10 protein-coding genes are annotated in these 14,222 nt (G+C 60.3%); 7 read left to right on the forward strand and 3 right to left on the reverse strand.

Features of this window, described 5'->3' with window-relative positions:
- Positions 1–109: 109 nt before the first annotated feature.
- The gene (locus I3J13_RS09620) at positions 110–1,279 is read right to left on the reverse strand and encodes a cysteine desulfurase family protein (protein WP_196378668.1); all 1,170 of its coding nucleotides are present in this window, start codon (positions 1,277–1,279) and stop codon (positions 110–112) included.
- A 211-nt stretch (positions 1,280–1,490) separates the two neighbouring features.
- Between I3J13_RS09620 and I3J13_RS09625 the strand changes: the two genes are divergently transcribed.
- Positions 1,491–2,168, forward strand: a complete 678-nt coding sequence (locus tag I3J13_RS09625; RefSeq protein ID WP_035263309.1) for an alpha/beta hydrolase — start codon at positions 1,491–1,493, stop codon at positions 2,166–2,168.
- Positions 2,169–2,408: 240 nt separating this feature from the next.
- On the opposite strand, the gene I3J13_RS09630 is transcribed toward I3J13_RS09625, so the two are convergent.
- Positions 2,409–3,530, reverse strand: a complete 1,122-nt coding sequence (locus I3J13_RS09630) for an anhydro-N-acetylmuramic acid kinase (RefSeq protein WP_196378669.1) — start codon at positions 3,528–3,530, stop codon at positions 2,409–2,411.
- A gap of 148 nt (positions 3,531–3,678) precedes the next feature.
- Here I3J13_RS09630 and tyrS point away from each other — a divergent pair, with 148 nt between their 5' ends.
- Entirely contained in the window at positions 3,679–4,932 is a 1,254-nt protein-coding gene (gene tyrS / locus I3J13_RS09635) for a tyrosine--tRNA ligase (protein WP_196378670.1), read from the forward strand.
- Between the two features lie 249 nt (positions 4,933–5,181).
- On the opposite strand, the gene I3J13_RS09640 is transcribed toward tyrS, so the two are convergent.
- A complete protein-coding gene (locus I3J13_RS09640; RefSeq protein ID WP_196378671.1) occupies positions 5,182–8,565 on the reverse strand; it encodes a YhdP family protein in 3,384 nt (1,127 codons plus the stop codon).
- A 234-nt stretch (positions 8,566–8,799) separates the two neighbouring features.
- Between I3J13_RS09640 and I3J13_RS09645 the strand changes: the two genes are divergently transcribed.
- The 5 genes from I3J13_RS09645 to I3J13_RS09665 all read left to right on the forward strand — a co-directional run bounded on the left by I3J13_RS09645 (position 8,800) and on the right by I3J13_RS09665 (position 13,647).
- Positions 8,800–9,267: a peroxiredoxin gene (locus I3J13_RS09645; protein WP_020810868.1), complete on the forward strand. Its 468-nt coding sequence runs from the start codon at positions 8,800–8,802 to the stop codon at positions 9,265–9,267.
- A 14-nt stretch (positions 9,268–9,281) separates the two neighbouring features.
- Entirely contained in the window at positions 9,282–10,106 is an 825-nt protein-coding gene (locus tag I3J13_RS09650) for a DUF455 family protein (protein ID WP_196378672.1), read from the forward strand.
- A gap of 92 nt (positions 10,107–10,198) precedes the next feature.
- Positions 10,199–11,497 (forward strand): peptidoglycan DD-metalloendopeptidase family protein, encoded by a 1,299-nt coding sequence (locus I3J13_RS09655; RefSeq protein ID WP_196378673.1) that lies wholly within the window; start codon positions 10,199–10,201, stop codon positions 11,495–11,497.
- Positions 11,498–11,716: 219 nt separating this feature from the next.
- Positions 11,717–13,213, forward strand: coding sequence for a DEAD/DEAH box helicase (locus tag I3J13_RS09660; RefSeq protein WP_003520451.1), 1,497 nt, complete (start codon positions 11,717–11,719; stop codon positions 13,211–13,213).
- Between the two features lie 8 nt (positions 13,214–13,221).
- Positions 13,222–13,647, forward strand: coding sequence for an NUDIX domain-containing protein (locus I3J13_RS09665; protein WP_020810923.1), 426 nt, complete (start codon positions 13,222–13,224; stop codon positions 13,645–13,647).
- Positions 13,648–14,222: the final 575 nt, after the last annotated feature.

Below are 14,222 nucleotides of genomic sequence, written 5' to 3' on the forward strand. Positions count from 1 at the left end.
CACCGCGCCGTTAAGCGGGGCGGAGCTTATACCCATGTAAGTGCGGGATGGCGCTTTTCACACATCCCGGCAAGCGGAAAATTGCTATTCCGCAATTCTTTGCCGCATTTTAAGCGGCCTGACCGGAAAGCCTGCGCCGCCCGGCAATTTTCGCAAACGCCGCAAGCGTCCGTTCGATGTCCGCCTCGTCCGTCGCATGGCCAAGGGAAATCCGGAGCGCGCCGAGCTTGGGATCACGCCCCATCGCCGTCAGCACATGGCTTTCCCCCACCTTGCCGGATGAGCAGGCCGAACCAGCAGAGAGCGCAATGCCTTCGATATCGAAAGCGATCTGCCCCGTTTCCGCCTTCAGGCCCGGCAGGGTGAAAAACGTGGTATTACCGACGCGGGCAACGTCCTCACCGTGGATGATCACGTCAGGCGCACTCACCCGCATGCCGTCTTCCAGCCGTGTGCGCAGAGCGGCAAGACGCACCGCTTCAATCTCGAGATTCTTGGCAGCAACAGCGGCAGCGGCACCGAAACCGATAACCGACAGCGTATTTTCCGTACCGGAACGATGCCCCTTTTCCTGCCCGCCGCCATGGATCAGCGGCTTCGGCATCATCACCTCGCCGCGCGAGACCAGCGCGCCAGCACCCTTGGGGCCACCGAGCTTGTGGGACGAGATGACCAGGAAATCGGCATCGAGCGCATTGATATCGAGCGGAACCCGGCCTGCCGCCTGCACGGCGTCGACGACCATCAATCCACCCGCCGCATGCACCAGCCGCGCCGCTTCCGCCACCGGCTGGAGGATGCCGGTTTCGTTATTCACCATCATGCAGGCAACTATCGGAAGACCGGCGGAAGCATCGTGCGAAGACAGCAGCGCCTGAAGTGCCGCAAGATCGATGACGCCCGCTGACGTAACGGGAATTTCCGTAACGTCAGCCTTGCCGAACCGGCCGCCTTCGCGAAAGGCAGGATGCTCGATGGCGGAGACATAAAGACGACCATAGCGCACGGGAGCGCGCCCCATCTTGAATTCGGGCGTCAGCACCAGATTGGCGGCTTCCGTCGCACCGCTGGTGAAGGTGACATGGGCGGCCTGCGCACCGGCAAGCGCTGCAACCTCGCGGCGGGCGGCCTCGACGGCAGCGCGCGCCGCGCGCCCTTCCCGGTGAACCGAAGACGGGTTGCCGGAAAGATCGAGCGCCGACACAAGGACATCACGCACGGCGGGCAGAAGCGGCGCCGTGGCGTTCCAGTCCATATATGTGCGCGTCAAACCCGTCATGGCGATGAGGCTTTATCCAATCTTCAATGCGCAAAAACGCATTTTTCTTGAAATTACAGTTGCGCTTGTCTTATGACACCACCCGAGTGCTTAAGCACACGCAAAGTTTCGAATTATTCTAAACTGCGTTCTAGAAAAGATGACACAGTTCGTCAAGTCTTCTCATCGGAAGAATGCGGTTGGAGAATGAAAAAACACGACCGGAGTACCAATGCCCGAAGTCATCTTTAACGGCCCTGCGGGTCGCCTCGAAGGCCGTTATCAACCCTCCAAGGAAAAGAGCGCGCCGATAGCGATCATCCTTCATCCGCACCCGCAGTTTGGCGGCACGATGAACAACCAGATCGTCTATCAGCTCTTCTATCTTTTCCAGAAGCGCGGCTTCACGACGCTCCGGTTCAACTTCCGCTCCATCGGCCGCAGCCAGGGCGAATTCGACCATGGCGCCGGCGAGCTTTCCGACGCCGCCTCCGCGCTCGACTGGGTGCAGAGCCTGCATCCCGATTCGAAGAGCTGCTGGGTCGCGGGTTACTCCTTCGGCGCCTGGATCGGCATGCAGCTCCTGATGCGCCGCCCGGAAATCGAAGGTTTCATGTCGATTGCGCCGCAGCCGAATACCTACGACTTCTCCTTCCTCGCCCCCTGCCCGTCGTCGGGCCTCATCATCAACGGCGATTCCGACAAGGTCGCGCCTGAGAAGGATGTGAACGGCCTGGTGGAGAAGCTGAAGACCCAGAAGGGCATCCTCATCACCCACCGCACCGTTCCCGGCGCCAACCACTTCTTCAACGGCAAGGTGGACGACCTGATGGGTGAATGCGAGGACTATCTCGACCGCCGCCTCAACGGCGAACTGGTGCCGGAACCGGCGGCCAAGCGCATTCGGTGATTGGCTGCGCCTCTTGGCGGGCGGCTCGATTTTTCTACAATGATCGCCGGCGGGTGCGGTTTACCCCCCTCTGCCCTGCCGGGCATCTCCCCCACAGGTGGGGAGATCGAATCGTGGTTACCTCCCGGCCCTCACTGACCTAGCGACTCAGACGAGGAGCAGGCGTCTGGCCGATCTCCCTCCTTGTGGGGGAGATGCCCGGCAGGGCAGAGGGGGGTAAGCCAAGCCCACCGTCCTCAACTACCCCCGCACCAAAACCCCACCCGTCACCGGCTCCTTCACCCCCGTCGTCCCGGGATAGGTCAGCGGCAAACCCTTCAGCGATCGCACCGCCAGATACGCCCAGGCCTCCGCCTCCATCGCCCCACCATCGAAACCCGCCTCTTCCGCCGCGATCACCCGCGCTCCGGACTTTGCGGCAAGGTCTGCAAACTCCGCCATGATCACCGGATTGAGCCGCCCGCCGCCACAGACCACATAGGTTTTCGCAGCCTCCGGCAGATAGCTCGCCGACTTCAGAATCGCCGCCCCCGTCAGATGCGCCAGCGTCCGCGCCCCATCCGCCAGCGAGACTTCCCCTTTTTTCGGCGGCACGAAATCGCTGCGGTCCAGCGACCGGCGGATATTGGCTGAAAAAAACGGGCTTTCCATATAACGCGCCACCAGCGACGCGACGACGCTGCCGCCCGCCGCCGTCTTCCCGCCCTTGTCGAAGGCCTTGCCTGTATGGGCTTCGATCCACTGGTCGATCAGCATATTGCCCGGCCCGCTATCGAAAGCCGCGAGCCGTCCGCCCTCACCGATGTAGGTGAGATTGGAAATGCCGCCGATATTGACGAAGACGGCCGGCGTTTCGAACCCATCAGGCAGATTTGCGGAAAGCGCCATGTGATAGGCCGGGATCAGCGGCGCCCCCTGCCCGCCATGCACCATGTCGTTGGCGCGCATGTCGTAAACCACATCGATGCCGGTTTCGGAGGCCAGCAGCGGTCCGTCGCCGATCTGCACGGTCAGCGCCTCATCCGGGCGGTGCAGCACCGTCTGGCCATGAAAACCGATCACATCGATATCGCCGGGCTGGAGCCGGTGACGATGGAGGAAGGATTTGACCGCCGCCGCATGGGCAAGCGTCAGCTTGCGCTCGGCCTCACCCAGATCGCCGGGACGTTCGCGCCGTTCACGAATGGCTTTGGCCGTGACCAATGCCTTTTGCCAGATGGCGCGCAGGCCCGGATCATAGGGGAAATACCCACTCGGCCCATGCCGCACCACGCTTTCGCCATCCGTGCGCAAAAGGGCGATATCGATGCCGTCCATCGATGTGCCGCTCATCAGCCCGATTGCCGTTTTGACCTCGCCCACCTGCCGCTCCCCTGCAATCACGAATCATCATGGAGTGAATCCCGACATTCATGGCCGAAACGGGTGCACATTTCAAAAAACAATGATAAAGCCGCGACGGTCATTGGTTTTCGATGGCCGCAAAGATCAAACCAGAAAGTAAAAGGTTATGTCCAGGTTCAAGTCCGATTTCCTCCGCACGCTCGATGAGCGCGGCTTCATTCACCAGATCTCCGATGAGGCAGGTCTCGACGAACTGTTCGCCAAGGAAACCGTGACCGCCTATATCGGCTATGACCCGACGGCTTCGAGTTTGCATGTCGGCCACCTCACCCAGATCATGATGCTGCACTGGATGCAGAAGACCGGCCACCAGCCGATCTCGCTGATGGGTGGCGGCACCGGCATGGTGGGCGATCCCTCCTTCAAGGAAGAGGCCCGCAAGCTGATGACGATCGACATGATCGAGGACAATATCACCTCGCTCAAGCATGTCTTCGCCAACTACCTCGACTACGACCGCACGGAAAATCCGGCGCTGATGATCAACAATGCCGACTGGCTGCGCGGTCTGAACTACCTCGAATTCCTGCGCGATGTCGGCCGCCATTTCTCGGTCAACCGCATGCTGTCCTTCGACAGCGTGAAGACGCGCCTCGACCGCGAACAATCGCTGTCCTTCCTCGAATTCAACTACATGATCCTGCAGGCCTACGATTTCGTGGAGCTGAACCAGCGCACCGGCTGCCGGCTGCAGATGGGCGGCTCGGACCAGTGGGGCAATATCATCAACGGCATCGATCTCGGTCACCGCATGGGGACGCCGCAGCTCTACGCGCTGACCTCGCCGCTGCTCACCACCTCTTCCGGTGCGAAAATGGGCAAGTCCGCTTCCGGCGCGGTATGGCTGAACAAGGACCTGCTGCCGGTCTATGATTTCTGGCAATACTGGCGCAACACGGAAGATGCGGACGTCGTTCGTTTTGCGAAACTCTTCACCACGCTGCCGATGGATGAGATCGCCCGTATTGCCGCCCTTGGCGGATCGGAGATCAACGAGGCGAAGAAAATCCTCGCGACCGAAGTGACCGCGATCCTGCATGGCCGCGCGGCTGCGGAAGAAGCGGCCGAGACGGCGCGCAAGACCTTCGAGGAAGGTGCACTCGCTGAAAACCTGCCCTCTATCGAGGTTCCGACATCCGAACTCGATGCCGGCCTCGGCGTTCTCTCGCTCATCGTCCGTGCCGGTCTCGCCGGCTCGAACGGCGAGGCCCGCCGCCACGTTCAGGGCGGTGCGGTGAAGATCAACGACATTGGCGTTTCGGATGAGCGCCAGACGGTCGGTTCCGGTGAAGTGACCGGCGACGGCGTCATCAAGCTGTCGGTCGGCAAGAAGAAACACGTTCTGGTTCGCCCGGCGTAAGACTTACAAAAACATCGTGTCGAGGACTGCGAAAGCGGTCCTCGATGCGCCGATACCCCCACTTCCGTCATGCCGGTCCCCGGAACAAGCCCGAGGATGATCCGGCATCCAGCCACGGCGCGTCTGCGCCGTGAAAGGGCTCTCGCGCGATCAAGGACTTGATCGCACTGGACCCCGGATCAGTGACGGAGTGCGGGTGCACCCGTTCTCGCCAAACAGCCGCTTGCGCCAAGCTTTGCGACGCTCCATTCACTGAAATTCGAAAATCTGCCGGAAGACGCCCGGCGCGATCAGCGACAGCGGATTGATCGTCAGCTTCGGCTGGTCCGTCTGGCCGGAGAGCTTGAAGGTGATGCCGAGCAACCCCCGGTCGCGGCCATTGCCGAGGAAGATGCCGATGAAGGGCAGCTCGCCGAACAGCCGGTTCAACCCATAGGCGGGCATGAAGGTGCCGGTCATATCCATGCGGCCGCTCTGGTCCTTCAGCAGCCCCTGGAAGGTCGCGCCGATCTGCTCGCCGCGCACGACGCCGTTTTCCACCGCCACCGAACCGTTGACATAAACCAGCCGGGCAAAGCCGCGCTGGAATTTTTCCGAGCTGACATCGATATTGCGGCGCACCGCATTGTTGAGGCTCCTGCCGTCCTCGCCCGTCGGCGTGGCGACGATATCCTGAAGCTTGGCTTCGTTGACGACGGCAAAATTGCGCAGGTCGAGCGATCCGCTCCAGTCGCTGCCATTGGAGGTCGTCAGCGCAAGGTTAAGAAGGCCGCCGCGAATGCGGCTGTAGATATTGGCGAAACGGGCGAGCGACCCCGCATCGCTGCTGGTCAGCGTCACGGTTCCCGTCGCCCCGCGATTGACGGTCTGCGCCACCACCGCCTGGCCGTTGCCGGTGACGCCACGGAAATCGATGGAGCGGACCTTGCCGTCCCGCACGCTGACATCGGAACTGACATTGGCAAGGATTTCATCGTTAAACCCGTAGACCTTGTCGAATTGCGTCTTGATGGCAAGGGATGGCTGCGAACGCGACGTCCCGTCGCCGCTGCCGGAAGAGCTGCGAAGCTTTGAGAGGAAAGGCCTGACATCGGCGGATTTCCCCGATGCGTTGATGATATAGCCGTTCTTCGAAGCGGCGACCGAAACGGCGTAATTATCGGAGGGCGAGAGCTGCACGCGGCTGAGATCGGCTGAAATCAGCCCGTTCTTGCTGAAGGCGATATCGCCGGCCGCGCCGAAGCCGTCGCCGTCGAGCGAGAAGTCGCTGATCGTCGTGCGCCCGTCTCCCATTTCCATGGTGAAGGTGGCGCTGGCGGGAATGCCGATGCCCTTGCTCCAGCCGAGCCCCGGCAGAATGATCGACGCCTTGGTCAGATCGAGCCGGATATCCTGGCGTTTCGGGTCGGCGCCGTCGATTTCAATCGCCGTCGTGCCGCCGAGGACCGTGGAGAGTTCCGGAGCGAGCTTGGCAACCTGCGTTTCGTTCAGGCTCGCCTTCAACGACAGCGTCGGCGCGATATCGCTGTTCTTGCGCACCGGCTCCGTCATCACGATGTCCATCGGCACGTCGTCCACGCGGCCCCTGCCCTCCAGTTTGAGCTGGCGGTCGTCCAGCGTCATGAAACCGTCGAGCGCAGTCACCTTGTGGCCCGCAAAGGGCTTGGTCAGCGACAGGTTCTTCAGATCGAGATCGGCCGTCCACACCGGCGGAGGCGGATTATGGCTGGAAAGCAGGCCAACGGTCAGGTTGGCATGGGCTTTGACATCGCCGGTGAAATCCTCGGGCTTGAACTGCGTATCCTTGAGCGCATTGATGGGTTTGAGCGCCGCAAGCTCGGCCACGGCATCGGCCGAGCCCGAAACGTTCAGTTCGAGATTTCCAAGCAGCGGCTTGTCGTAAACAGCGGAAATGAGAAAACGGCTGTTTTCCAGCGCGAGCGACCGGTTCGACGGGAAATAGGATGTCCCCCGCTTGATATCGACGGCCATCTTGCCGCCGACGAGGTCGAAATGCGCGTCGACATCGCGCAACGGCGGAATGTCGCCGGTGGTATTGAGACGCGTATCGTCAATATCGAAACGAATCTGCATTTCGCTTTCGCCGAGCACCAGCGGGCAGCCGGGGCCGCACATCCGTCCCTGCGGGATGAAGATCGCGATTGAACCATTGGTGACGGTGCCGCCGTAGAGATTGGACACCACCCAGTCACGCGGCTTGTGCGCCATCCAGAACGGCCAGAGCTGCTTGACCGCCGTGGCCTCCATCTTCGGAATCTGCCCGCCGAAACTGATTTCCGGCGACCCCTGGCCGAACCGGATTTTCAGCGATCCCGCCATGTCTCCAAGCGGGCCTGTCACATAAAGCGAGGGAACGTCGAGCTGCTTCGTCGCCGCCGTAAAATGCCCGTCCGCCTTCAGGCTGAAAGGAACCGGGGCCTCGCCCGAAGCTTCGGACGAAGCAACGGCATTGTCGATCCGCAGCGAAAGGCCGAAACCGTCTTCCGTATCGCTGAATTCACCGGCGACCGGAAGAATTGTCCGCCCGAGCTCCAGCCGCGAATTGTCGATGACAAGGGTGCTTTTGGCAAAGTCATAACGCGCATGGACATTGCCAGCCGTAAAGGTCTGGGACTCACCGCCGATCATCAGCGTTCCATTGCCGAGGCCGAGCGAAATCTCCAGCCGTGGCTCCTGCCCTTCCATGGCGCGCCGAGCGACAATATTGATACCCGTCTTGACGTTCAGGCCTTCATGGAGATTTCCGTCGGGATCGTATTTCTCAAGAAACGGGCCGATATCGAAACCGTCGATGCGGGCTTCAAAACCATCTATCCGGCCACCCGATCCGGAAGTCTGCAGCGACACGCTGGCAATTTCACCGTTAAACAGCGTTTCTCCATCGAGCGAATATCCGCCCTCTTGATCGGGCGTCAGCGACAATTCGCGCACTTCGACGGTGCGCGGCTTGCCCAACTCTCCGGGCGGCAGGTGAACCGAAACGCTGGAAATATCGATTTCCTCGGTTCCGCTGCTCAGAAAAGCCTGAGCGAGCTTGTCGAGCTGCCCAAAGGCCTCCTGCAATTGCTGCGGCACGGCGTCGAGCTTGACGCTGGCGAGATCGAACCCGTTACCCTTGGGCAAAAGCGCCGTATCGAGCTCCATCCCGTCGGCCTCGAGGCTCTCCACCGAGACGCGGCCGGTAAGAAGCGCAAGCGGATCGAGCGCCATGCCGATTGCCCGGGCCCGGCTCATATGCTGGCCGGATTCCTTCTCGATGATGTCCACGTCCTCCGCCACCAGCGCAAGGCGCAGCCCGGTGGAAAACCTGATCGCCGAAGAACCGATCCGCGCGCTGTAATGGGGGCCGAGCGCCCTTTCCAGCGCCTGCTGCGCCTGGCTGGAAAGCGTCGCATCGATCGATCCCGTCTCGACGGAAAGAATGATGCCGCCGATGGACAGGAAGGCCAGCACGAAAAGCGCTGCGAAAATCTTGATGAAGGCGCGCACCATGGAGCGCGGCGCCGGGCAATGCACGATGATGGGATCTTCGGCCTGCGCCGAAGGAAGATCGTGCAGCGCAATGATATCGCGTCTGCCGAACTTGACCTTTTCACCCCTTACTTCAGCCATACGCCCGTGTTTGCCCCTGAATAGCTTTTGTTTCGCCGCAACACCGGAGCGGATGGCGAAAAGTGTAAGCGGTTTTCATCCGGAATGCCGCTCTGATTCTTTAATCCAGATCACGATTGAGATTTAAGGTCGAAACCATCTGAAATCTCAATCGTGATCTGGACGACGCGCGGTTTCGCTATATATCGAATGTGGCGACTTTCCCTCAACATCCCGGCGAAAGAAAGGTAGATTATGACAGACTTGACGATTGGCGGCCCGGCTCCCGATTTTACTTTGCCCCGCAACGGTGAAGGGACGGTGACATTGTCCAAACTGCAAGGCAAGGCCGTCATCCTCTATTTCTACCCGAAGGACGATACTTCCGGCTGCACCGCAGAAGCCATCGACTTCAGCGCGCTGGGCGGCGAATTCGAGGCAGCCAACGCCGTCGTCATCGGCATTTCGCCCGACAGCGTCAAAAGCCACGACAAGTTTGCGGCAAAACATTCCCTTTCAGTCATGCTCGCTTCCGACGAGGAGAGGAAGGTTCTGGAGGCTTATGGCGTCTGGAAGGAAAAAAGCATGTATGGGAAAAAATACATGGGCGTCGAACGCACGACCGTCCTCGTTGCTCCGGATGGAAAAATCGCGGAAATCTGGAACAAGGTGAAGGTCGCGGGCCACGCCCAGGCCGTTCTCGAGGCTGTGAAGAAGCTCTGAGGGACCAACCCGTCGTGACGCCCCCGTTCAAAATCATCTCGCTGCGAGGCGGCGCGACGGATGCCATCGTGAGCGCCGATCTCGACAGAAAGACCGCGCTCGCGCAGGAAACGGCGACACGCTGGTTCGAGCGCCGCCTGTCGCTGCGCTCCCCTCTCGACCCGCCGCTGCCTGAGCGGCCGGGAAGGCCCGAGAAGCCGGAACTCGTGCCGCCAACCGCCGTGGAACGCCGCTCCCTACACAGCCTCAGGGGCCGCATCGCGCTGCTGCACGCCATCGCCCATATCGAACTCAACGCCGTCGATCTCGCGCTCGATATCGTCGCCCGTTATGCCAGCGAGCCGGTGCCGCATTCCTTTTTCGATGGCTGGATGCAGGTCGCCTTCGAGGAGGCGAAACATTTCCGGCTGGTGCGGGACAGGCTGAGAAGCCTCGGCGCGGACTATGGCGATCTGCCGGCCCATGACGGGCTCTGGCAGGCCGCGCATTCCACCCGCAACGATCTCACCGCACGGCTCGCCGTCGTGCCGCTCATCCTTGAAGCGCGCGGACTGGACGTCACCCCTTCCCTGCAGGCGAAGATGCGTGAGACCGGCGATCTCGAAAGCGCTGCCGTTCTCGACATCATCTATAATGACGAAAAGGGCCATGTCGCCATCGGCGCGAAATGGTTCCGGTTCCTGTGCGCGCGTGAAAAGAAGGACCCGGCCGCAACCTTCAGGCAGCTGGTGCGCGCCAATTTCCGCGGCCCTTTGAAACCTCCCTTCAACGACATTGCCCGCGCCGAAGCCGGCCTGACACCTTCCTTTTATCGCTCGCTCACATCCGTCAGCCAATAGCCGACATCGCCGAAAGGCTTCTCCGGCAAAACTTCGTTAACCTTAACGAATTATGATTTCCCTTAAGAAATCGGCCAGTCCGGAGAGAGATTGTGACTGATACGGCGGAAAACCGGGTATTCGGCAAAAAGCGTGAGCCGCACGTGCTCATTCTCGCGCGCGGCGACAGGGTGCGGCACATGACCATCCGTCCGTGGATGGCGGCGCTTGCCGGCTGCACGATCGGCCTTTTCTCGCTCGGTTATCTCGGCGCCACAGGCTATCTCATTTTGCGCGACGACCTGATCGGCGCGACCATGGCCCGCCAGACCCGCATGCAGAACGACTATGAAGACCGCATCGCAGCGCTGAGAGCCCAGGTGGACCGCGTCACTTCCCGGCAATTGCTCGATCAGCAAGTCGTTGAAAAGAAAGTAGAAAAGCTGCTGGAGCAGCAGGCGGCGCTGACCTCGCGGCACGGCCGTATGAGCGAATTGCTGGAGCGCGCCGAAAATTCCGGCATCGCCGCCTCCCCGGCCGCGCCCTCGTCTCTTTCGAACGCCATGGCGCCGGAAAAACGCGCCGACCTCTCCGGCGGCCTTTCGGCCATTGAAAAGCTGATGACGCCACGCAAGCCGCAGGCGGAAAAGCCCGCCACATCGGACAGACGCGCCGCCTATGTACCCGAAGCCGGCGAAACGCCATCCGACCGGGCCGACCGGGTGTTTTCCAAGGTGACACTGTCGCTGAAGGATATCGAACGCCAGCAGATATCGCGCATCGCCAGACTGACCAGCGACGCCGAGGACAAGGCGAATGCGATGCAGGACATCATCCGGCAGGCGGGCCTGAAAATCGAAGAGAACGGCAACGACGACATAGGCGGCCCCTATGCCGATCCCGAGCGCGGTGACACCGATCCTTTCAACCTGTCGCTCACCAATCTCGACAATGCGCTGAACCGGCTCGACATCGTCAAGGAAACCGCGACCAACCTGCCCTTCGGCAACCCGGCCCCCGGTCGGGCGATCACCAGCCGATTCGGCAACCGGATGGATCCGTTCCTCGGCCGCCCGGCCCTTCATACCGGCATCGATTTTCGCGCCGAAACCGGTGCTGACGTCAAATCCACCGGCGCGGGCAAGGTGACGGTGGCGGAAAATTCCGGCGGCTACGGCAATATGGTCGAGATCGATCACGGCCAGGGCGTCTCGACGCGATTCGGCCATCTCTCCGCCATTCTGGTGAAAGCCGGCGACAGGGTCGAGGCCGGCGACGTCATCGGCCGCGCCGGCAGCACCGGTCGCTCCACCGGTCCGCATGTGCATTACGAGGTGCGCCGCAACGATACGCCGGTCGATCCGATGCGGTTCCTGATCGCCGGAACGGAACTCAAAACCTATTTAAAATAGCAGCCCGATTTTAATGCTTTTTTTGCGCTTTTTACGATAAATCGCTGAAATCTGCACCAAAGGCCCAGAAGCCCCGCCCGAACCCCGCTGTTTCGCGCGCTTTTCCCGTTGTTTCCTTGACTTTCCGGCAATTTGGGCATATCCCCGCGCCAAGTCTTTGCAAGTGCTGTCGCGGCACGCAGGTGTTCTTACCGAACCAGAACGGAAAAAGTTCTTCCTTTGACAACATTCTCTGATCTTGGCCTGAGCCAAAAAGTTCTTTCCGCTATTGCAGATGCCGGCTACACGACGCCGACACCCATTCAGGCTGGCGCCATTCCGCCGGCGCTGGAAAAGCGTGATATCTGCGGTATCGCACAGACCGGCACGGGCAAAACCGCGTCCTTCGTTCTGCCGATGCTCACCCTGCTCGAAAAGGGCCGCGCCCGCGCCAGAATGCCGCGCACGCTGATCCTCGAGCCGACCCGTGAGCTGGCAGCGCAGGTGGCGGAGAACTTCGAGAAATACGGCAAGAATCACAAGCTGAACGTCGCCCTGCTCATCGGCGGCGTTTCCTTCGAAGACCAGGACCGCAAGCTTGAGCGCGGCGCCGATGTGCTGATCTGCACCCCCGGCCGCCTTCTCGACCATTGCGAGCGCGGCAAGCTTTTGATGACCGGCGTGGAAATCCTCGTCATCGACGAAGCCGACCGTATGCTGGATATGGGCTTCATTCCCGATATCGAGCGCATCGCCAAGATGATCCCGTTTACCCGGCAGACGCTGTTCTTCTCGGCCACCATGCCGCCGGAAATCCAGAAGCTGGCCGACCGGTTCCTGCAGAACCCCGTCCGTGTCGAGGTCGCCAAGCCCTCCTCCACGGCAAAGACCGTTGCCCAGCGCATCGTCGCCGCGCACAACAAGGACTATGAAAAGCGCGCGGTACTGCGCGATCTCGTCCGCGCCGAAGAAGCCGAACTGAAGAACGCCATCATCTTCTGCAACCGCAAGAAGGATGTGGCCGACCTGTTCCGCTCGCTCGACCGTCACGGTTTTTCCGTTGGCGCGCTGCATGGCGACATGGACCAGCGTTCGCGCACCACGATGCTGCAGAACTTCAAGGACGGCAATCTGAAGCTGCTCGTCGCCTCCGACGTTGCCGCACGCGGCTTGGACATCCCCGATGTCAGCCACGTCTTCAACTTCGATATTCCCATTCATTCGGAAGACTATGTCCACCGCATCGGCCGTACCGGTCGTGCCGGCCGCTCGGGCAAGGCCTTCACCATCGTCACCAGGAGCGACACGAAGTATCTCGACGCGATCGAAAAGCTGATCGGCGAAAAGATCGAGTGGCAGAACGGTGACCTCTCCACCCTTCCCGCGCCGATGGAAAGCTTTGAAAGCAATTCCGGCCGCCGGGGCAAGGAACGGGGCGGCCGGGGCCGCGACCGCAACCGTCGCGACGCAGCGCCGGTCGAAAACATCAATCAGGGTGCACAATCCGCTGCGGATACGGACATCGCGGCTCATGGAGACGACAAGGTGAAAGCAGAACGCAAGCAGGAAAAGACCCCGCGCAATTCCGACCGCAACAGCCGCAATCCGTTGCACGCCAATGACGACAACCGCGACCGCCGCCGCCATTATCGCGACCATGACGATGGCCCGACACCGGTTGGTTTCGGCGACGACATCCCCGCTTTCATGCTGATCGTGGCCAACGCCAAGGCCTGACCGCGGGAATGGACAGCATGACGCCGACCGCCAGGCCAGGTCTCGATTTTCCGGGTGTCGGCGTCGGCCTCGCCATCATGCGTGACGGCCGCGTGCTTTTATGCCGGCGCTTGAAGGCGCCGGAAGCCGGATACTGGAGCATTCCGGGCGGCAAGGTCGATCACCTTGAAACTTCCCTCGCCGCAGCACGCCGCGAGGCCGAAGAGGAAACCGGGCTCAAGATCGGCACCGTCGAATTTCTCTGCCATAGCGAATTCATCGATACGGAAGATCGCCACCATTGGGTTTCGCTGATCTTCGTGACACGCGATGCGCAGGGTGAGCCGGCACTGACCGAACCCGACAAGCTTTCCGCCATCGGCTGGTTCGATCCGGATAAGCTTCCCGAACCCATCTCCGCCTTTGCCAGGGACGCCCTGGCCGCCCTGAAATAAACCGCACAAGCGACTGGCCGAACTCGCTCGCGGGCGATAATGGCCGTCAACGGGGCATTTTCAAGCAGTCATGTTGATCTGTACGTCGGAGCCGGCTTCACCCTCTCCGCGCGATATCTTTTCCATAAATTCGAAAATGAAAGAACGTCTTTGCGCAGGACTTTTCTAATTCAATTTTAAATTGCTTAAATTAGCTCCATGTAAAAAACCGCCCCAGTTTCCCGAAGCGGTTTATACGTAATGAAAAAAATAGAATATGAAATGCAATATAGTCTGGCAGTGCTTATAACCGGAACACTTTCCGAGGCCTGTTACAGCCAATTTCAGTCGTCCCCTGAAACAGTTACATCTAAGCTAATCATTTACTTTCCGTCAAGCAAATCTTCTCGCAAATGCGAAAAAAACATGGCGGAAAAGAGGTGAACGATGTGAAGGTTTATATATTTACGTTATATATCAATAAATTACAAATATGAAAATAAAATGTGCATCTTTTTGTGCTGCACTTTAAAAAGCAGAATCGCGGACCAGCTTTTTCTAAACTGTGCTTATACGCGCCACATGTAATGGATTTA

The organism is Agrobacterium leguminum, assembly GCF_015704895.1.
GTDB classification, from domain to species: domain Bacteria; phylum Pseudomonadota; class Alphaproteobacteria; order Rhizobiales; family Rhizobiaceae; genus Agrobacterium; species Agrobacterium leguminum.